The sequence below is a fragment of the Pseudomonas sp. P5_109 genome (assembly GCF_034009455.1).
Classification (GTDB): domain Bacteria; phylum Pseudomonadota; class Gammaproteobacteria; order Pseudomonadales; family Pseudomonadaceae; genus Aquipseudomonas.
Genome location: NZ_CP125380.1, coordinates 3,781,803 through 3,801,083, shown reverse-complemented (window position 1 = coordinate 3,801,083; position 19,281 = coordinate 3,781,803). Strand labels below are relative to the sequence as shown.

Here is a 19,281-nt window from a genome sequence, read left to right as displayed (position 1 = left end):
TCAGCTCCAGCCCGCTTTGGTTTTTCGGCTGGAATACAGCGCCAGCAAGACGGCAAACGAGAACACCAGCATCGCCCCGGCCAGCCAATGGGCCTGGGCGTATTCCATGGCTTCGACGTGATCGTAGATCTGCACCGAGACCACGCGGGTCTTCTCGGGAATGTTGCCGCCGATCATCAGCACCACGCCGAACTCGCCGACGGTGTGGGCGAAACCGAGAATGGCCGCGGTAATGAAACCTGGGCGCGCGAGGGGCAGCGTTACGCTGAAAAAGGTGTCCCAGGGATTGGCCCGCAGCGTCGCGGCCACTTCGAGCGGGCGCGTACCCATCGCGGAAAAAGCATTTTGCAGCGGCTGGACCACGAACGGCATTGAATACAACACCGAACCGATCACCAGCCCCGCGAAACTGAAAGTGAGGGTGCCAAGGCCGAGTGATTGGGTGAACTGGCCAACGAACCCGTGAGGGCCGAGCGCCAGCAACAGATAAAAACCAATCACCGTCGGTGGCAGCACCAGGGGCAGGGCGACAATCGCCCCGACCGGGCCGCGCAACCAGGAGCGGGTGCGCGAGAGCCATAACGCAATCGGAGTGCCGACAATCAGCAGGATGACGGTCGTCAGGGACGCCAGTTTCAGGGTCAGCCAAATGGCGGAAAAATCGGCACTCGATAGCGACATTTAGATTTCGTAGCCGTAGGACTTGATGACAGCGGCCGCTTTCGGCCCCTTGAGGTAGTCAACCAATGCCTTGGCGGCCGGGTTGTCCTTGCCCTTGTTGAGAATCACCGCGTCCTGTTTGATCGGGTCGTGCAGGCTGGCTGGAACGATCCAGGCCGAACCGCTGGTGATCTTGCCGTCCTTGTAGATCTGCGAGAGGGCGACAAAACCCAGCTCGGCGTTGCCGGTGGAGACGAACTGGTAGGCCTGGCTGATGTTCTGGCCTTCCACGATCTTGTCCTTGACCTTGTCGGTCAGACCTTCCTTGGTCAGCACCTGGGTAGCCGCCAGGCCGTAAGGTGCAGCCTTCGGATTGGCGATGGACAGGTGCTGGTACTCGTTCTTCTTCAACACATCGCCCTTGGCATCGACGTAACCTTCCTTGGCCGACCACAGCGCCAGGGTGCCGACTGCGTAAGTGAAGCGCGAACCCTTGACGGTGTCGCCTTCGGCTTCAAGTTTTTTCGGCGTGCTGTCGTCTGCCGAGAGGAACACTTCGAACGGAGCGCCGTTCTTGATCTGAGTGTAGAACTGGCCGGTGGCACCAAAGGAGGTCACCAGTTTGTGCCCGGTGTCTTTTTCGAAATCAGCGGCGATGGCCTGGATCGGCGCGGTGAAGTTGGCGGCGACAGCCACCTGGACTTCGTCCGCCTGGGCTGAGCCGAAGGCGAATACGGCGAGAAGGCTCGCCAGGCAGGTAGGGGCAAAACGTGAGGCACGAATGGTCATGAAACGGCTCCGTTAAAGGCAATTGCAGCAGGGGGGTGATTCGTTATGTAGGGAAATATATAGCGAATTGCCTTTAAACGGAATGTGCGCGCATAAAATTGTATACAATTTCACTGCGGATGACCCTCAGGGGCGACGTAGCAGTCTCGCCAATCCTTCCTCAGCCAGTTGCCGGGTCAGTGCCGCGGTGGTCAATTCGGCTCCGAGGGTAAATGCCTGGCCGGCCCAAAGGTTGCTGAAATCCGCTTCGTCCTTGGCCCGCAACGGCATCAGCGCGCCACCGGCAAGGGGGAAGGCCGGAGCCTTGGCGCTCATCGGCCCCAGTTCACGCATCACTCGATTGAGGATGCCCCGGGCCGGGCGACCGGTGAACACGTTGGTGACCGCCGTCTCGCTTTCCTTGGCGGTACGCAACGCTTTGTGATGGGACGGGCTGACCTTGGCCTCAGGCGTGAACAGGTAGGCCGTACCCACCTGCACCGCCGAAGCGCCCAGCATGAAGGCAGCGGCGACGCCTCGGGCGTCAGCGATGCCGCCGGCGGCAATCACCGGCACTTTCACGGCATCGACGACTTGCGGCACCAGGGCGAAAGTCCCCACCTGGCTACTCAGGTCATCGCTGAGAAACATCCCGCGATGGCCACCGGCCTCAAAACCCATGGCAATGATTGCATCGCAACCATGCTCCTCCAGCCACACGGCTTCGGCGACGGTGGTGGCCGAGGACAGCACTTTCGCACCGGTGGCCTTGACCCGGTCGAGCAGGGATTTTTCCGGCAGGCCAAAGTGGAAACTCACCACTTCGGGGCGAAATTCCTCGACCACTTCGCAGGCCGCATTATCGAACGGCGCCCGGTTGGACACGGGGGTTGGCGCAGCGAAATCGGCGCCGAGTTCCTGGTAGTACGGCTGCAGCAGGTTTTTCCAGTCCAGCGCGCGTTGCTCGTCAGGGGCTGGAGGTTGATGGCAGAAGAAATTGACATTGATCGGGCGCTGGGTGTGCTGGCGGATGGTTTTCAGCTCTTCGCGCAGTTGATCGGTGCTGAGCATCGCCGCCGGCATCGAACCCAGGCCACCGGCATTGCTGGCTGCAATCACCATGGCCGAATTCGTGGCACCGGCCATCGGTCCCTGGATGATCGGCAGTTCGATCCCGAGCAGGTCAAGAATGCGGGTATCTGGCCATTGGTTCATGTGCTGTGTTCTCCGACGTTGAAACAGGGCAGGGACGGTAGAACAGGATTTGTAGCGCAACGACTGGCGCAAGGCCAGTCGTCATTTCAGCTTGCCGGGTTTCTTCAGCGGCGGTGGAAGCCTCCACCGCCACCACCGAAGGAGTGATTCATCACCTGGGAAGAATTGTGGAAATTGTTGAAGCGATCATTGCCGAAGGAGCGGGCATCGTACTCACGATTGAGATTCTGCACCTGGCTGGTATTGGCTGGGGCGGCACGGGTTGCACCGCCCTGGACCATGGATTGCCAGCCGCTGTCGGTCCGCTTGTAAACGTTGCCATCATGGCCGGCGTACACGTTGTCGCCGACATGCGCCACGCCGCCGTTGCGATCATGGATGCCGCCGTATTGAGTGGTGTTGCCAGTATTGGGATTGTAGACGGCACCGCGATTGGCGCTGACCTGGGTGCCGGTGCGAACGTTGCCGGCCGTCACATGCTGGCCGGCAATGGCGCCACCGTCGGGACCGACGGCCACGCCGCTGCGGCCAGCGGCGTAGTTGCCGGTATAGACGTTATGTACCGCGCCGCGCTGGCCTGCCGCGGCGACGCCGGTCCGCGAGTTGTAGGAGGCGCCAACCTGGCCGGCCCAGCGATTACCGGTCCAGGCGTTGTAACCGGCGCCGTAGCGGCTGACCGAAGCGCGGTCGCCCCACTGGCGGTAGATGTTGCCAGTGGTGCCGGCCCAGCCGCCGGGGCCCCAGGCGACAGCGCCACCATGATAGCCGTAAGCGGCTCCGCCCCAAGGCATTGGCGCAGGGTACAGATGCGGCCCCCAGGCGTAACCCCAGCCGTAATTGCCCCACCACGGATAGGCGCCCCAGCCCCAACCGACGGCGACTGTGCTGCCGCCCCAGCTCCAGCCGAAGCCGAAGCCGAACGTCCAGCCCGTCCACGGGGTGTAGCGAATCGCCACGCCAAAGCCATAGGTCACCGGCGGGCCGTACCAGACACTGCCCACCCACGGCGTATACGGATAACCGGTGCCATACACCACCACACCGCTGTCAGGGTCCAGTGTCGAGCCCTGATAGCCCGGCGTGTAACCGACGACGACGGTATCGCCGCTGGCTTCGTAGACTTTCACGTAAGTGATGTAGTGCATCGGTGAACTGGGTGGAATCGAATAGATCACCGCCGGTACTGAAGAGGCGACCTCCCAGGGGCCTTGCACCGACGTGGCGACGAACCAGACACCGTTCTCCACCGCGTACCAGCTGTGTGCATCGACCATGATGATCGGCATCGGGCTGTTGACCACGTATTGCAAGGGCGTGCCCTGGATGGCCTTGAGTTGCGGTTCGCCGTCGATCGGCGGCTTGCTCATTTTTACCTGGCTTTTCTTGATCGCCGAGGTCTGCGGGATGGTCGCGGCAATGGCGGCTTCCTTGGCCTGCGGGGTGCCGGCCACCGAGGCTTTCACGTTTTCCTTGGGGCTGTCATCGGGAATGTTGGCGAAGTCTGCGGGTAGTTTGTCCGCGCCCACAAAGGTCCAGGGGCCTTTCATGTCACTGGCGCGGAACCAGCGTCCCGAGATCAGCACATAGCTGTCCTGATCGCCGATTTCCTTGAAAATATGCCCGGTGGTGTTGGTCACATACAGCAGTTTGGTGTTCTGGATCGGCTGCCATTGGGGCGCGCCGTCAGTAACGATCAGCTCGGTCGGGACCGTGGCGATGTAGATTTGCGGAATCGGCGGTTTGGCCAGCGTCGGTATCTTGTCCTTCGGGTCGCTCTGGCCTGTCAGCAGGTCCACCTGGCGACTCTGGATGGCGTCTTTTTTGGCTTTTTCCAGCTCGGCGGACGGCGAGGGCAGGGGCGCATACTGCCCGCCCAGGTTGTCCGCGACCATCCAGCCATCGAATACGTGCAGGTAATGCTTGCCCTGTGCGTCCTTGAGCAGCAATGGCCGGGTGTTGATCACCCGTTGCAGCGAGGTGCCATCAACCGGGCGATAGGCGGGTTCGCCATCGATGTACACCAACAACGCTGGCACCTCGGACGAAATAATCGTCGGCGGAGTATTTTCCAGTGGCGCGCTGCTGGACTTCTGCTCGGCGGCGATCACGCCGAGCGCGGCTTCGAGTTGGTCCAGGGAAATGGTTTTGGTGCGCTTCTCGGCGTCTTGCTTCACCGCGGCGACCCAGCTGTCAGCCTTGGTTGCGCTATCGGGGAAGTCGGCCTTGGTGAGGGTGTACTGGTCGAGCGCCACCCAGCGAGTGGCCTTGTCGACCAATGTGTGGGCGCTGAACTGCACGATGCCATAAGTGGATTTGCCATCGGTGCCCGTGGCCTCCACAGCGGCCCGCGCGTTCAGGGTGTAGCCGTCCCAGCTGTCCAGTTGCGGCTGGTAGATGGTCAATTTGGTGTCGCCAGCAGCCAGCACCTGTGGCCAGCTGGGGGCCGCCGGCGCCTGAGTCGCGGGTGGTTGGGCGGGTTGCGCGGGTGCCGCCTGCGTACCGCTGAGCGGAAGCAGGCAGAGCATCAGTAAAACGGTGAATAAACGCAGTTGAGGCATTGTCAGCTCCATCGACAAGACAGGTTCTTGCGGCATTTCAAGGTTGCGAAAAAGCATAGCCGCCGTCAATGAAAACGCCCGGCGGTCTGCCGGATTGGCTTAAAGTCGGGTACGGCAATCGGTTGCCATGTGTTATTTCATTTGCACCACCACCAGACTGATTCCATTGAGAGGCCGTAATGTTCAAAGGTATTTTGATCGACAAAGACGACAGCGGTTATCGGGCCACACTGCAAGAGATCGAGGACGATCAGTTACCCGAGGGCGATGTCACGGTGCGTGTTGCCTACAGCACGCTGAACTTCAAGGATGGCCTGGCGATCACCGGCAGCAGCCCGGTGGTGCGCAAATTTCCGATGGTGCCGGGCATCGACCTGGCCGGGGTCGTCGAGGCCAGCGGGCATCCGGACTACACGGTCGGTGACGCCGTCCTGCTCAATGGCTGGGGCGTGGGCGAAGGGCATTGGGGAGGATTGGCCCAGAAGGCTCGCCTCAATGGCGACTGGCTGATTCCACTGCCCAAGGCTTTTACCGCGGCCCAGTCGATGGCCATCGGTACGGCGGGTTATACGGCCATGCTGTGCATCCTGGCCCTTGAGCACAATGGCGTGACGCCCGGGCAGGGCGAAATCCTGGTCACCGGCGCCAACGGTGGCGTCGGCAGTTTCGCCATCGCGTTGCTCAGCAAGCTCGGCTACCGGGTGGTTGCCTCCACCGGCCGGACCTCGGAGCACGATTACCTGAAGCAGCTGGGGGCTGGCGAAATCATCGATCGCGCCACCTTGTCCGAGCCAGGCAAGCCGTTGGCCAAGGAACGCTGGGCGGCCGTCATCGATTCGGTCGGCAGCCACACCCTGGCCAATGCGTGCGCCAGCACCAAGGCCAACGGCACCGTCGCGGCCTGCGGTCTGGCCCAGGGCATGGACTTTCCGGCTTCCGTTGCGCCGTTCATCTTGCGCGGCGTGACCCTGGCCGGCATCAACAGCGTGACCCAACCCAAAGCCAAGCGGGTGCAAGCCTGGAATCGCCTGACCACGGACCTGGACTTCAATCTGTTGCCGCTGATCAGCCATGAAATCGGCTTGAGCGAAGCCATCGATGCCGCGCCGCGCTTGCTGGCCGGGCAATTGCGCGGGCGCGTGGTGGTGGATGTGAATCGCTGATTACGTCGACTCACGCTCCAGCAACTGGCGCTTGCGCTCGACACCCCAGCGATAGCCCGACAGATTGCCATCGCTGCGCACCACGCGATGGCACGGGATCGCCACGGCCAGGCTGTTCGCGCCGCAGGCTTGAGCCACGGCGCGAACGGCTTTGGGCGAACCGATGCGCAGGGCGACATCGGCGTAGCTTGCCGTGCTGCCGACCGGAATCTCCCGCAGCGCTTGCCAGACCCTTTCCTGAAAAGCGGTACCGCGCACGTCCAATGGCAGGTCCAGGCCAATCGCCGGCGCCTCGATAAAGCCGACGACCCTGGCAATCAATTGCTCAAATTCATGATCGGCACCAATCAAGTTGGCGCGCCGGAACTTGTCTTGCAGATCACAAACCAGTTGGTGCGGATCATCGCCCAGCAGGATCGCGCAAACTCCGCGCTCGCTCTGCGCCACCAGGATCGCGCCCAGCGAGCACTGGCCAATGGCAAATCGAATGTCGTTGTTTTGACCGGCGGCGCGGTAATCCCCGGGCTTCATCCCGAGCAGTTGGTCTGCCGCTTCATAAAATCGGCTATTGGAGTTGAAGCCGGCGTCATACAGGGCATCGGTCACCGAGCCGCCGTCTGCCAGGCGCTCGCGCACCTTGCGTGAGCGATGGGCATCGGCGTAGCCCTTGGGTGTCAGGCCGGTGACGGCTTTGAACACGCGATGGAAGTGAAAGCTGCTCAGTCCCGCCGCCTCGGCCAATTCGCCCAGGGTGGGCAGCGTTTCGGCGCTTTCGATCTGGCGGCAGGCAGCGGCCACGGTGGCGGCATGCTGCGCGGCGATTTCGCTCTGATCCTTTGCCGCGCGCTTGCTCGGACGATAGCCCGCGGCCCGGGCCTGTTCGGCGCTGTCGAAGAATTCGACATTCTGTGGTTTGGGCAGGCGCGCGAGGCTGCTGGGGTTGCAGTAGATGCCGGTGGTCTTCACGGCATAGACAAACTGCCCGTCAGCCTTGGGGTCGCGGGCGACCACGGCGGCCCAGCGCGGATCGTTTTCGATGGTGATCTTGGTCGATTGGGTTGTCATGGCGTCACGTCCATTGAGGGGGTGCCTGCACATTAACCATGGGGCAATTGCCACACACTCCGGCGCTTGCGGTCAAATTCGCAATCTTTACCCAGCGGTACGGAAGGTGAAGTTGATGCGCTGCTCGCCGAGTTTCGGGTGATGCCCGTCCTTGATCGGCAACACGCCGTGATAACGCAGGCGATCCACGCCACCCCAGACCACGATGTCGCCATGCAGCAGGGGAACGCGCTGGCTTTTGTCGCTGCGCGCAAAGCCGCCAAACAGGAACATCGCCGGCAACCCCAGCGAGACCGAAACGATGGGCGCTGCGTAGGAATGTTCGTCCTTGTCCTGATGCAATGACATTTTTGCCCCGGGAATGTAGCGGTTGATCAGGCAGGCGTCAGGCGCAAAATCGCTGAAGCCTGCTGCCTGCGCCGCCGCTTGCGCCAGCTGCAAAAACACTTCGGGCATCATCGGCCAGGGCCGGCCGGTCTGCGGATCGTGGCGGGTGTACTGATAACCGCTGCGGTCGGTGGTCCAGCCGAGTGTGCCACAACTGCTCAAGGCGACCGACATGGTAAAGCCGCCGGGCGTGACCATCTGCCGAAACGGCGCGGCCGCCAGCACTTCTTCCAGGGCGGGCAGCAAGCGCTCCAGCCAGGGCAGGGCAAAGCCTCTGAGTACGTAGGACTGTTCGCCGATCTGCTCGCGCCTGGGCTGTTGCGCGGGTTCTGCATCGGTAAACAGATCGAAAGTCAGCGGATTCATGGGGTCATGACGCATCGTGAAAGATGATTCCAAGGGTATGCCGTTTGCCGCCGTGCAGGCGACTCACGCCGTGACGCAGGGTCACGCGGTAGTAACCACGAGTCCCTTTGACCGGCCGCTGGTTGACGGCAAAGATCAGCCCGTCACCTTTGTTCAGGCCGATGACCATCGGGCGTGACTGCATGCGCGGACGCTGTTCGGTCATGACAAATTCACCGCCGGTGAAATCTTGCTCGGGGTCTGAAAGCAAAATCGCCACCTGCAGTGGGAAAACGTGCTCACCGTACAGATCCTGATGCAGGCAGTTGTAGTCCTGCGCACCATATTGCAGCAACAACGGCGTCGGACGGTTCTGACCGGCGGCATGGCAGCGTTCGAGGAAGGCCGGATGAGATTCGGGAAAGCGCCCCGGCAAACCCATCTGCTCATGCCAGCGATTGGCGATGGGCACCAGTCGTGGGTAGAGTGCGCTGCGCAAACGGGCCACGAGTTCCGGCAAAGGGTAGCTGAAATACTTGTACTCGCCCCGGCCAAACCCGTGGCGAGCCATCACCACGTGCGAGCGAAAAGGCTCGGTTTGGGGGTACAAGGCGCTGATTTGCCCGCAAGCCTTGTGGCTCAGCAGTGCCGGGATGACGGCGTAACCGTCCTGATCAAGTTGCTGTTCCAGCAGGGGCCAGTCCAGCCTGTCCAGATAGTGTTCGCTCATTGCCGGGCCTCTTGTTGTTGAGGTGGCCAGTCTGGACGGCAAGGATGACGCAGGCACTCCGCTGCTTGCGGTCGAATTGCGAGTGGGAGCCGACGTCCATTGTCGCTCCGGATCGCGTTACAGCGCTTTGCTGACGCTGATGTCGCTGATGACGTCGTCTTGTCCATGAATGGCATCCAGCGCCGCTTTGGCTTCTTCTGCGGTACCCTTTTCAAGCTGGGCAAACTCGAAGCGGCGCTCACCGTTGAGTTTGTATTTGATGACGTACTTGGTCGTTTGGGCCACGGTAGTATCTGCCTGTCTTGTGTTTCGTTGATCAGCTCAGTTTCGTGCTGGAACGGCGAATGATTTTGATCGAGTGAGTCAGGGTGGGTTTGCGTGTCACGCTGATCGCGCGGTGACTCACGGTGTCGATGGTGATGTTCCAGAAACCGGTGCTCGGCGCGGTGATGCGGGCCGGAAAGGTGTCGAAGGCTCCACCGTGATAGGTGTGACGACCGCCATTCTTGAAGCTGCGGAAGTTGGCGTCGTTCATTAAACGGATGTTGCACATTTGGGAGCATTGAATGACGACAATGTCGTCCTCATTGAGGTGCTCGCGCTGATGGATAAATTTCATGAGGCGCCTCCAGAAGGGCTTTTTCTACAAAATCAAAACGATAGCATGGGCGATTGGCGCAGTTTATCAGCCCGAAGGCCTTATTATCCGGCCACTTTGACAATTAAAAACGCTAATTTCACGTTTGATGAGCGATAAAGCAGTTTGTCTCGGAGAAAAAACGCATCTGCGTTGTCCGAGCCTCTTTATCGGAGGTTTTGTATGAAGTGGGGTTTGTCGATTCTTTCCCTGGCGGTGTTGGTGAGTGGTTGTGCGAACGTCTCTGATATCAATGAGACGCTGCCGACCATGAGCGTGATTTCTGGCAAGAAACCCCATGAATACGCACAATGCCTCAGCGAAAAACTGGCTGACAGTCGCGGCGCCTTGCAAATCGAGCCGCACAAGGAGGGCTTGCGTGTGATCGTACCGCTCAAGTACTCCTCGGGGCCGTCTGCCGTATTCGACATTGAAGAGCGCTCGGGCGGCAGCAGCATCAAGTTGCACGAGAGCATGTCCAATGTCCCGGTGCGTCCAAAGGATGTACAGAAGGCTGCCACCGAGTGCATTTCCGGCTGATAAACTATCGACAATCAGCACCGATGCCGCCAAAGCCAGGCTTTGGCGGCATTGTTATTTCTGGAGTCGAATATGAAGCGTGAGCAGGTCCGGGAACGCCATGCAGAGGGGTTAATCTCTGCCACCCATGTGATTCAGAATCCGGCGGAGCGGGGGGAATGGATCGTGTTCTTCAAGAAGAGCGCCGGGCGCAGCTATTTCCTGGTGGATGACAATGATGAAGTCGAGTCCTTCAGTCGTCTTGATGACCTGATCGATACCGTGCGCGCGCTTGGAATCAAATTCGCCGAAATCCATATTTAGGGCGCGGCGCCTTATTTGCACATCACCACGACGTTGCGGCTCTTGTAGTTGCCGACATCGGCGCCGAGGGTCTTTTCGCTCTGCTTGAGCGAGGGTGTGCCATCGGTACCGACAATCTTGTAGCCGGTGCCTGCACAGGACGCTTCAGCCTTCTCGTAGCACGCAGCCCAGGAATTGGCTTCCCCGGAGCAATCAATCGACAGGCCGTGCTCTCCGTTGCCCAGGTAGGTTTCTTCCGACGTTGCGCAGCCACTCAGGGCCAATATTGCGATCAGGGGCAAAAATTTTTTCATGGCGTGGTCGTCGTCAGGATAGTGGGCTAAGGCTCAGACAGCGCCGGATTGAAAAGGTTATAGCCAAAGGCCACTTCTTTTCGTCATTCACAAAAAAGCTTCTTCACGCGATCCCGGGAAACACCGATAACGCAATCCCTGTAGGAGCCGGCTTGCCGGCGATGGGCTCAAGTGCGCCGCGTTTATCCGTTTGCACGCGTTATCGTTAACGATCATCGCTGGCAAGCCAGCTCCTACAAGGGACCGCGTCCGAGTGGAAATGATGTGAACGCCAAACTGTAGGAGCCGGCTTGCTGGCGATGGACTCCAGTGCGCCGCGTTTATCCAGGTCATGCGCGTTATCGTTAACGACCATCGCTGGCAAGCCAGCTCCTACAAGGGCCGGGTCCGAGTTGAATCCAGACCAGTGAAAAAAAGCCCTGCGCAATGGCAGGGCTTTTCGCATCGGACGTCGATCAGTTCTTGTCCTTGCCGCGTCGCTTCGGTTCCGGGTGCTCCAGCTCCAGCACCGAAGCCACCTCGATTGCCAGGGCTTCGGAAGGGAAAGGTCCGGCGATGTTTTCACCGCCGACACTGGCCACCCACCATTGACCGTCTTTCAGCTTGTTGATCAGGAATCCGTTGACGCTTTTTGCTTCCGACATCTATTTGCCTCGTTGTCTGGTTCAATCGCGCCATGATACCGGCAAACGCACGCAACGGGTGCCAATGGGCGTAGGGCAGGTCGCTGCGGATCAGTGAAAACCGTGCAATTACGCAGGTTTCTGCTATGCATAATAGGTTGCGAAGTGACCTGTGCACGTCCGCAGGGAACTATCGGCAAGAATATTTCTCTATGTTGACATCGGTTAGCCAGCGCGGGGCATTGTAAGGTGCACGCCGCCTGATTAGACTGCGCCGAAACTCGTACACACAGCCCTTTCAAGGACTTATATGATCAAGAAATGCTTGTTCCCAGCAGCCGGTTACGGTACTCGCTTCCTGCCAGCGACTAAAGCCATGCCCAAAGAAATGCTGCCGGTGGTGAACAAGCCACTGATCCAGTACGGCGTCGAAGAAGCACTGGATGCCGGCTTGAACGAAATCTCCATCGTTACCGGTCGCGGCAAGCGCGCCCTGGAAGACCACTTCGACATCAGCTACGAGCTGGAAAACCAGATCAAGGGCACCGACAAGGAAAAATACCTGGTCGGCATCCGCCGCCTGCTGGACGAGTGCTCGTTCTCCTACACCCGCCAGACTGAAATGAAAGGTCTGGGCCACGCGATCCTGACCGGTCGTCCGCTGATCGGCGACGAGCCGTTCGCCGTGGTGTTGGCGGATGACCTGTGCGTCAACCTGGAAGGTGACGGCGTCCTCAAGCAGATGGTCAAGCTGTACAAGCAGTATCGCTGCACCATCGTCGCGATCATGGAAGTCGACCCGCAAGAAACCAGCAAATACGGTGTGATTGCTGGCGACCTGATTGGTGACGACCTGTACCGCGTGCGCAACATGGTCGAGAAGCCAAAGCCGGAAGATGCCCCGTCGAACCTGGCGATCATCGGTCGTTACATCATGACGCCGGACATCTTCAGCCTGATCGAACAAACCGAGCCAGGCAAAGGCGGAGAGATCCAGATCACTGATGCCCTGATGAAACAGGCGCAGGACGGTTGCGTGATTGCCTACAAGTTCAAGGGCAAGCGTTTCGACTGCGGTGGCGCCGAAGGCTACATCGACGCGACCAACTTCTGCTTCGAGAACTTCTACAAGACGGGCAAGGCTTACTGATAGCCGGCGACCTGATTGTTTTGAAAAGCCACCTTCGGGTGGCTTTTTCATTTTCAGGCCCCATATCGACTGCAGCGCTTGCCCCACAAATGTCCGCAGGTATGCTGTTGGCCTGCCGAGGAGATTGAAAATGGCCTACGATTTTGACCTTTATGTGATTGGTGCCGGTTCCGGTGGTGTGCGGGCTGCTCGATTTGCCGCCGGTTTCGGCGCGAAAGTGGCGGTGGCCGAGAGCCGCTACCTGGGCGGTACCTGTGTGAACGTCGGCTGCGTGCCGAAAAAATTGCTGGTCTACGGTGCGCACTTCGCCGAGGACTTCGAGCAGGCCTCCGGTTTTGGCTGGAGCCTGGATGAGGCGCAGTTCGACTGGGCGACGCTGATCGCCAACAAGGACCGCGAGATCAATCGCCTCAATGGCATTTATCGCAACCTGCTGGTCAACAGTGGCGTGACCTTGCATGAAGGCCACGCCAGCATCGTCGATCCACATACGATCGAGATCAATGGTGAGCGCTTTAGCGCCAAAAACATCCTGATCGCTACCGGCGGCTGGCCACAGATTCCGGAAATCCCGGGACACGAGCATGCCATCAGCTCCAACCAGGCGTTCTTCCTTAAAGAGCTGCCCAAGCGTGTATTGGTGGTGGGCGGTGGCTACATTGCCGTCGAATTTGCCGGGATCTTCCATGGCCTGGGCGCACAGACCACGCTGCTGTATCGCGGCGAGCTGTTCCTGCGCGGCTTTGACGGGGCTGTGCGCAAGCACTTGCAGGAAGAGTTGACCAAGCGTGGCATGGACCTGCAGTTCAACGCGGACATCGAGCGCATCGACAAGCAGGCCGATGGCAGCCTGAAGGTCACGCTCAAGGATGGTCGCCAGCTGGAAGCCGATTGCGTGTTCTATGCCACGGGGCGTCGTCCGATGCTGGACAACCTCGGGCTGGAAAATACCGGGGTCAAACTCGACAAGAAAGGTTTTGTCGAGGTCGATGAGCTGTATCAGACCGCCGAGCCGTCGATCCTGGCGCTGGGCGATGTGATCGGTCGTGTTCAGCTGACACCGGTTGCCCTGGCGGAAGGCATGGCGGTGGCGCGACGCCTGTTCAAGCCGGAGCAGTATCGTCCGGTGGACTACAAGATGATCCCGACGGCGGTGTTCAGCCTGCCAAACATCGGCACCGTCGGTTTGACTGAAGAGGAGGCTCGCGAAGCCGGCCACGACGTGCAGATCTTCGAAAGCCGCTTCCGGCCGATGAAGCTGACCCTGACAGAGTGCCAGGAGCGCACGCTGATGAAGCTGGTGGTGGACGCCAAGACCGACAAGGTGTTGGGTTGCCACATGGTCGGTCCGGATGCCGGCGAGATCGTCCAGGGGCTGGCGATTGCCTTGAAGGCCGGCGCCACCAAGCGCGACTTCGACGAAACCATCGGGGTGCACCCGACGGCCGCCGAAGAGTTCGTCACCATGCGTACGCCAGTCGCCGGTTAATCCTTCTTCGCTGCGTCTGCCGCTGCCGCAAGGGTTGCGGCCAGACGTACGCGTTCTTCCAGATCCGTGCGGGTCTTGGCCAGATCCATTTCCAGCGCCTTGTTGAGCTGCGACTGCTCATCGACGTTCTGTTTGAGTGCCTGGCTTTCCAGCAGGGCGACGCGCAGGCGTTCCTGGAGGAGGGTGCGCTCGCTGTCGACGCGGGTCGCCTGATCCAGCAACTGATCCTGGCGGGTATTGCTTTGCTTGAGCTGTTCCTGCAGCAGGCTCAGCTCGCGCAACGTGCCACGGTTTTCAGTCAGCAGGCGTTCATTGTCGCGGTGCAATTGGGTGATTTCATCCTGGCGTACCAACGCGCTTTGTTGAGCCTGTCGCAGTTCCATCTGTATTTGTTGCACCTGGCCTTCATGGCGACTCAATTCCTGTTCGCGCTGTTCCTTGACCGCATTGCGGTAGTGCTCCAGCGCGTCGCGAGTGTGCAGGTGTTTTTCTTCAAGGGAGCGGATCTGCTCGTCCTTGTCTTTCAGGCGCAGTTCGAAATCGGCCAGCGCCTGGTTTAGCCCGGCGTTGCGGGTTTGCTCCGATTGCAAACTGGCGCGGGTTTCCTGTAGTGCCTCGGACTCCTGGGTCAGCGCCAGGCTCTGAAATTCGTATTGCTGGTGCAGTTCGCTGTTGGCCTCCTGCGCTTCGCCGAGCTGGTTTTCCAGCGTCTTGCGTTGTTCTTCGTACTGCGTGCGCGCCTGGTCGATGGGTTCCTGCGCCTGCTCCTTGAGTCTTTGTGCAAGCCGCGCCACCAGCGCCATCAGTTCGTCGTCGATCGGCTCCGCCGGCGCTTCGGCCGGTTCGTGCCTGTCATCGAGCTCTTTGAGATAGCGATGAATCGTGGTTTTCGAGCCGGTATTGCCCATCTCGATCCGTACGGCATCGATGCTGGGGTTTTCGCCGCGAGCGAGGATCGCCAACCGAGCGGCTTGAACCACCGCTTTATTTACACCGCCGCGTGCCATGAGTTCTCCCGGGTTTTAATGATGTGGTACGTACCACGTAAATACACATTGTACCATTCAATCTATAAAGTTAAATAATGAATGTAACTGACACGGGATATACTGGTATTACCCCGTGTGATAGCGCTTTTCAGGTATCCTCACTCTATTTCTCCGTACACAAACCCTGTAGGAGCGAGCTTGCTCGCGAAAAACCTGAGAGCGCCGTGTGAATGCAGATAGCCAGCGTCATCGTTAACGGTCAGCGCGAGCAAGCTCGCTCCTACAGTCGGTCAAGACAGGTTTGTTTCCCATGAGCGAGCTGGATCGCTATCTGCAAGCCGCGACACGCGACAACACCCGTCGCAGCTATCGCGCGGCCATCGAACACTTTGAGGTGACCTGGGGCGGTTTTCTGCCGGCCACCAGCGACAGCGTGGCGCGTTATCTGGTGGCCCATGCCGGGGTGTTGTCGATCAATACGCTGAAACTGCGTTTGTCGGCATTGGCGCAGTGGCACAACAGCCAGGGGTTTGCCGATCCCACCAAGGCGCCGGTGGTGCGCAAGGTGTTCAAGGGCATCCGCGCGCTGCACCCGGCCCGGGAAAAACAAGCCGAACCCTTGCAGCTTCAGCATCTGGAGCAGGTGGTCGGTTGTCTGGAGCAAGAAGTGCAAACCGCCAGGGTCGAAGGCGACCGACCGGGTTTGCTGCGTGCCAGGCGCGACATGGCGTTGATCCTGCTGGGCTTCTGGCGCGGCTTTCGTAGCGACGAGTTGTGTAGGCTTCAGGTTGAACACGTGCATGCCAGCGCCGGTTCCGGCATCAGTCTCTATCTGCCGCGTAGCAAGAGTGATCGCGACAACCTCGGCAAGACTTATCAAACACCGGCCTTGCAACGCTTGTGTCCGGTGCAGGCTTATATCGACTGGATCACCGAGGCGGCACTGGTGCGTGGGCCGGTCTTCCGTGGCATCGATCGCTGGGGGCATTTGGGCGAGGAGGGATTGCACGCCAACAGTGTGATTCCGCTACTGCGCCAGGCGTTGGCGCGGGCGGGTATCGCCGGCGAGCTCTACACCAGTCACTCCTTGCGCCGCGGCTTTGCGAGCTGGGCGCATCAAAGTGGCTGGGATTTGAAATCCCTGATGAGTTATGTGGGCTGGAAGGACATGAAGTCGGCCATGCGTTACATCGAAGCCAGCCCGTTCCTCGGGATGGCACGCATTACGGAAAGGCCGGTGGAGTCCTAGATACCGTTTTCTTCTATTAATACAGCTGGCTAATAGCGAAAGCCAATCAGCAGTATGAGGTTTGCCAATGAGCCTTCCGTTCGTCGAGTCGGTAAAGTTCTCTCCATCAACTTCTTAACCCCTGACGGAGAGTCAACGATGCCTATCATCAACAGCCAAGTTAAACCGTTCAAAGCTGATGCATTCAAAAATGGCGACTTCGTAAAAGTCTCGGACGCTGACCTGAAAGGCAAGTGGTCCGTGGTGTTCTTCTACCCGGCCGACTTCACCTTCGTCTGCCCGACCGAACTGGAAGACCTCGCTGACAACTACGACGCATTCCAGAACCTGGGCGTCGAGATCTACAGCGTTTCCACCGACACCCATTTTGCCCACGCTGCCTGGCACAACACTTCGCCAGCCATCGGCAAGATCCAGTACACCATGATCGGCGACCCGACCCACGCCATCTCCCGCAACTTCGACGTGCTGATCGAAGAAGCTGGCCTGGCTGACCGTGGCACTTTCGTGATCAACCCTGAAGGCCAGATCAAGATCGTTGAACTGAACGACGGCGGTGTAGGTCGTGACGCTTCCGAGCTGCTGCGCAAGATCAAGGCCGCCCAGTACGTTGCTGCTCACCCGGGCCAGGTTTGCCCAGCCAAGTGGAAAGAAGGCGAGGCCACTCTGGCGCCGTCCCTGGACCTGGTCGGCAAGATCTAAGTCTGTGATCGCACCATCAGGGCGGAACTCCGCACCTACCCGGTAAGCTGCACCGCCCAATAAAAACGCCCGGGCGAGATTCGCTCGGGCGTTTTTTTATGCCTGCTTTATACGAAACAGCAAAAAGGAAATCGCCCGTATGTTGGACACCAATCTTAAAGCCCAGTTGAAATCGTACCTGGAACGGGTCACTCAGCCGATCGAGATCGTTGCTTCCCTCGACGACGGTGCGAAATCCCAGGAAATGCTCGAACTGTTGAAAGACGTTGCCAGTCTTTCCACCCAGATTACTTTGCTCGACAACGGTGATGATGCACGCAAGCCATCGTTCTCGATCAATCGCCCCGGGGCCGATATCAGCCTGCGTTTCGCCGGCATCCCGATGGGCCACGAATTCACGTCCCTGGTACTGGCCTTGCTGCAAGTCGGCGGTCACCCGTCGAAAGCCAGTGCCGAAGTGATCGAACAGATCCGCTCGCTCAAAGGCGAGTTCAGCTTCGAGACCTACTTCTCGCTGTCCTGCCAGAACTGCCCGGACGTGGTCCAGGCGCTGAACCTGATGGCGGTGCTGAACCCGAACATCCGCCACGTCGCCATCGACGGCGCGCTGTTCCAGGCCGAAGTCGATGAGCGTCAGATCATGGCGGTCCCAAGTATCTACCTGAACGGCGTGAACTTCGGCCAGGGCCGCATGGGCCTGGAAGAAATCATCGCCAAGATCGACACCAGCGGCATCGAACGCCAGGCCGAGAAAATCAGCGCCAAGGATGCCTTTGACGTGCTGGTGGTCGGCGGTGGCCCGGCCGGTGCTTCGGCGGCCATCTACGCAGCCCGAAAAGGCATTCGCACCGGTGTCGCGGCCGAACGTTTTGGTGGCCAGGTGCTGGACACCATGGCCATCGAGAACTTCATCTCGGTGCAGGAAACCGAAGGGCCGAAACTGGCCGTGGCCCTTGAAGAACACGTCAAGCAGTACGACGTGGACATCATGAACCTGCAGCGCGCAGACAAGTTGATCACCGGCAAAGAAGGTGAGTTGCACGAGGTTCACTTCGCCAGCGGCGCGAAGCTCAAGGCCAAGACCGTGATCCTCGCAACTGGCGCACGGTGGCGTGAAATGAACGTGCCGGGCGAGCAGCAATACCGCAACAAAGGTGTTGCCTACTGCCCGCACTGCGACGGTCCGCTGTTCAAGGGCAAACGCGTGGCGGTGATTGGCGGTGGTAACTCCGGTGTCGAAGCGGCCATCGATCTGGCCGGTATCGTGGCCCATGTCACGCTGCTGGAGTTCGATGTGCAGTTGCGCGCCGATGCGGTGTTGCAGCGCAAGTTGCACAGCCTGCCGAATGTCACCGTGATCACCAGTGCGCAAACCACTGAAGTCACCGGTGACGGGCAGAAGGTCAACGGCCTGCGCTACAAGGATCGTCAGAGCGACGAATTGCGCAGTGTGGAACTGGAAGGGATCTTTGTGCAGATCGGTTTGCTGCCCAACACCGATTGGCTCAAAGGCACCATCGAGTTGTCACCCCGTGGCGAGATCATCGTCGATGCTCGCGGTGAAACCTCGGTGCCGGGTGTGTTCGCTGCCGGCGACGTGACGACTGTGCCGTACAAGCAGATCGTGATCGCAGTGGGCGAGGGCGCCAAGGCTTCTCTCAGCGCCTTCGATCACTTGATCCGCACTTCCGCTCCGGCATAAACGCCGGCGCTGAAAACACAAAAAACCCATGAGCGATCATGGGTTTTTTTGTGCCTTACACATTACCAATGTGGGAGCGGGCTTGCTCGCGAAGGCGTCGTATCATTCGACATTGAAGTGACTGACACTACGCCTTCGCGAGCAAGCCCGCTCCCACAAGGATCATCGGCGGATTTTAGAGGGGCGCCGGCTGAATGATCTCGACCCAGTAAGCGTCCGGGTCCTTGATGAACGCCAGGCTCTTCATGCGGCCATCGCTCAGGCGTTTCTGGAAATCGCAGCCCAGTGCTTCAAAACGCTCGCAGGCGGCGACGATATCCGGCACCGAGATGCAGATGTGGCCAAAACCGCGCGGGTCAGTGTTGCCATTGTGGTAGGCGAAATCCGCGTCGTTCTCGGTGCCGTGGTTGTGGGTCAGCTCCAGGATGCCGGGGATCGACTTCATCCACTCGGTGCGTGCGGCGGCATCGGCCGGGATCTGGTTTTTGTCGACCAGCGCGAGGAAATACAGGCTGAACTCGGCTTCCGGGAAATCGCGCTTTTCCACCAGCGTAAAACCCAGGACGCGTGTGTAGAAGTCCAGGGACTTGGTGATGTCCTTGACCCGCAGCATGGTGTGGTTGAAGACGAATTTCTGCGTCGCGGTGTCGGGTTGAGCGGTGACGCCGGGGAAGGTGTTCAATTCGTGCAGGCTCATGGGCCCTCCGGGAAAT

The 19,281-nt window shown here is 59.7% G+C and carries 21 protein-coding genes and 1 pseudogene; 8 read left to right on the top strand and 14 right to left on the bottom strand.

Annotated features, from left to right (window positions below):
• The 4 genes from modB to QMK54_RS17030 form a co-directional block, all read right to left on the bottom strand.
• Positions 1-681 carry a molybdate ABC transporter permease subunit gene (modB, locus tag QMK54_RS17045; RefSeq protein WP_223595510.1) on the bottom strand — a complete coding sequence of 227 codons (681 nt, stop codon included), beginning with the start codon at positions 679-681 and terminating at the stop codon, positions 1-3.
• On the bottom strand, positions 682-1,449 hold the full coding sequence (gene modA, locus QMK54_RS17040; RefSeq protein WP_320400941.1) for a molybdate ABC transporter substrate-binding protein: 768 nt from the start codon (positions 1,447-1,449) through the stop codon (positions 682-684).
• A gap of 126 nt (positions 1,450-1,575) precedes the next feature.
• A complete protein-coding gene (locus QMK54_RS17035; protein ID WP_320400940.1) occupies positions 1,576-2,643 on the bottom strand; it encodes a nitronate monooxygenase in 1,068 nt (355 codons plus the stop codon).
• 104 nt (positions 2,644-2,747) lie between these two features.
• Positions 2,748-5,201, bottom strand: coding sequence for an autotransporter (locus QMK54_RS17030; RefSeq protein WP_320400939.1), 2,454 nt, complete (start codon positions 5,199-5,201; stop codon positions 2,748-2,750).
• 179 nt (positions 5,202-5,380) lie between these two features.
• Between QMK54_RS17030 and QMK54_RS17025 the strand changes: the two genes are divergently transcribed.
• The gene (locus tag QMK54_RS17025) at positions 5,381-6,364 is read left to right on the top strand and encodes an MDR family oxidoreductase (protein WP_320400938.1); all 984 of its coding nucleotides are present in this window, start codon (positions 5,381-5,383) and stop codon (positions 6,362-6,364) included.
• Here QMK54_RS17025 and ada read toward each other — a convergent pair whose 3' ends face one another.
• The 5 genes from ada to QMK54_RS17000 all read right to left on the bottom strand — a co-directional run bounded on the left by ada (position 6,365) and on the right by QMK54_RS17000 (position 9,510).
• Positions 6,365-7,429 (bottom strand): bifunctional DNA-binding transcriptional regulator/O6-methylguanine-DNA methyltransferase Ada, encoded by a 1,065-nt coding sequence (gene ada / locus QMK54_RS17020; RefSeq protein WP_320400937.1) that lies wholly within the window; start codon positions 7,427-7,429, stop codon positions 6,365-6,367.
• An 87-nt stretch (positions 7,430-7,516) separates the two neighbouring features.
• Positions 7,517-8,197: a DNA oxidative demethylase AlkB gene (alkB, locus tag QMK54_RS17015; RefSeq protein WP_320400936.1), complete on the bottom strand. Its 681-nt coding sequence runs from the start codon at positions 8,195-8,197 to the stop codon at positions 7,517-7,519.
• On the bottom strand, positions 8,187-8,891 hold the full coding sequence (locus QMK54_RS17010) for a 2OG-Fe(II) oxygenase (protein WP_320400935.1): 705 nt from the start codon (positions 8,889-8,891) through the stop codon (positions 8,187-8,189). The genes alkB and QMK54_RS17010 overlap by 11 nt, the downstream gene beginning before the upstream one ends.
• A 117-nt stretch (positions 8,892-9,008) precedes the next feature.
• Entirely contained in the window at positions 9,009-9,176 is a 168-nt protein-coding gene (locus QMK54_RS17005; RefSeq protein ID WP_223595527.1) for a hypothetical protein, read from the bottom strand.
• Positions 9,177-9,207: 31 nt separating this feature from the next.
• Positions 9,208-9,510: a DUF1883 domain-containing protein gene (locus QMK54_RS17000; RefSeq protein ID WP_110662529.1), complete on the bottom strand. Its 303-nt coding sequence runs from the start codon at positions 9,508-9,510 to the stop codon at positions 9,208-9,210.
• A 201-nt stretch (positions 9,511-9,711) separates the two neighbouring features.
• On the opposite strand from QMK54_RS17000, the gene QMK54_RS16995 reads away from it, so the two are divergent.
• Together QMK54_RS16995 and QMK54_RS16990 are read left to right on the top strand one after the other, a co-directional pair.
• Positions 9,712-10,068, top strand: coding sequence for a hypothetical protein (locus QMK54_RS16995; RefSeq protein WP_223595529.1), 357 nt, complete (start codon positions 9,712-9,714; stop codon positions 10,066-10,068).
• 72 nt (positions 10,069-10,140) lie between these two features.
• Entirely contained in the window at positions 10,141-10,371 is a 231-nt protein-coding gene (locus QMK54_RS16990) for a hypothetical protein (RefSeq protein ID WP_223595531.1), read from the top strand.
• An 11-nt stretch (positions 10,372-10,382) separates the two neighbouring features.
• On the opposite strand, the gene QMK54_RS16985 is transcribed toward QMK54_RS16990, so the two are convergent.
• Complete coding sequence (locus tag QMK54_RS16985; protein ID WP_110662526.1) at positions 10,383-10,664, bottom strand: hypothetical protein; 282 nt, start codon at positions 10,662-10,664, stop codon at positions 10,383-10,385.
• 455 nt (positions 10,665-11,119) lie between these two features.
• Positions 11,120-11,308 carry a hypothetical protein gene (locus QMK54_RS16980; RefSeq protein ID WP_110660849.1) on the bottom strand — a complete coding sequence of 63 codons (189 nt, stop codon included), beginning with the start codon at positions 11,306-11,308 and terminating at the stop codon, positions 11,120-11,122.
• A gap of 289 nt (positions 11,309-11,597) precedes the next feature.
• Between QMK54_RS16980 and galU the strand changes: the two genes are divergently transcribed.
• Complete coding sequence (galU, locus tag QMK54_RS16975; protein WP_007975949.1) at positions 11,598-12,437, top strand: UTP--glucose-1-phosphate uridylyltransferase GalU; 840 nt, start codon at positions 11,598-11,600, stop codon at positions 12,435-12,437.
• A 130-nt stretch (positions 12,438-12,567) separates the two neighbouring features.
• Positions 12,568-13,926 (top strand): glutathione-disulfide reductase, encoded by a 1,359-nt coding sequence (gorA, locus tag QMK54_RS16970; RefSeq protein ID WP_320400934.1) that lies wholly within the window; start codon positions 12,568-12,570, stop codon positions 13,924-13,926.
• On the opposite strand, the gene QMK54_RS16965 is transcribed toward gorA, so the two are convergent.
• The gene (locus tag QMK54_RS16965) at positions 13,923-14,933 is read right to left on the bottom strand and encodes a DNA-binding protein (protein ID WP_320400933.1); all 1,011 of its coding nucleotides are present in this window, start codon (positions 14,931-14,933) and stop codon (positions 13,923-13,925) included. The two genes, gorA and QMK54_RS16965, sit on opposite strands and share 4 nt — an antisense overlap.
• Before the next feature lie 161 nt (positions 14,934-15,094).
• Positions 15,095-15,187: pseudogene (locus QMK54_RS16960) on the bottom strand (outer membrane lipoprotein carrier protein LolA); the annotation flags it as partial.
• A 38-nt stretch (positions 15,188-15,225) separates the two neighbouring features.
• Here QMK54_RS16960 and QMK54_RS16955 point away from each other — a divergent pair.
• The 3 genes from QMK54_RS16955 to ahpF all read left to right on the top strand — a co-directional run bounded on the left by QMK54_RS16955 (position 15,226) and on the right by ahpF (position 18,568).
• Positions 15,226-16,164 (top strand): site-specific integrase, encoded by a 939-nt coding sequence (locus tag QMK54_RS16955; protein WP_320400932.1) that lies wholly within the window; start codon positions 15,226-15,228, stop codon positions 16,162-16,164.
• A 138-nt stretch (positions 16,165-16,302) separates the two neighbouring features.
• On the top strand, positions 16,303-16,866 hold the full coding sequence (ahpC, locus tag QMK54_RS16950; protein WP_110660853.1) for an alkyl hydroperoxide reductase subunit C: 564 nt from the start codon (positions 16,303-16,305) through the stop codon (positions 16,864-16,866).
• A gap of 139 nt (positions 16,867-17,005) precedes the next feature.
• A complete protein-coding gene (ahpF, locus tag QMK54_RS16945) occupies positions 17,006-18,568 on the top strand; it encodes an alkyl hydroperoxide reductase subunit F (RefSeq protein ID WP_223595535.1) in 1,563 nt (520 codons plus the stop codon).
• A gap of 175 nt (positions 18,569-18,743) precedes the next feature.
• Here the strand turns inward: ahpF and gloA are convergent, their stop codons facing one another.
• Positions 18,744-19,265: a lactoylglutathione lyase gene (gene gloA / locus QMK54_RS16940; RefSeq protein WP_320400931.1), complete on the bottom strand. Its 522-nt coding sequence runs from the start codon at positions 19,263-19,265 to the stop codon at positions 18,744-18,746.
• Between the last annotated feature and the right edge of the window lie 16 nt (positions 19,266-19,281).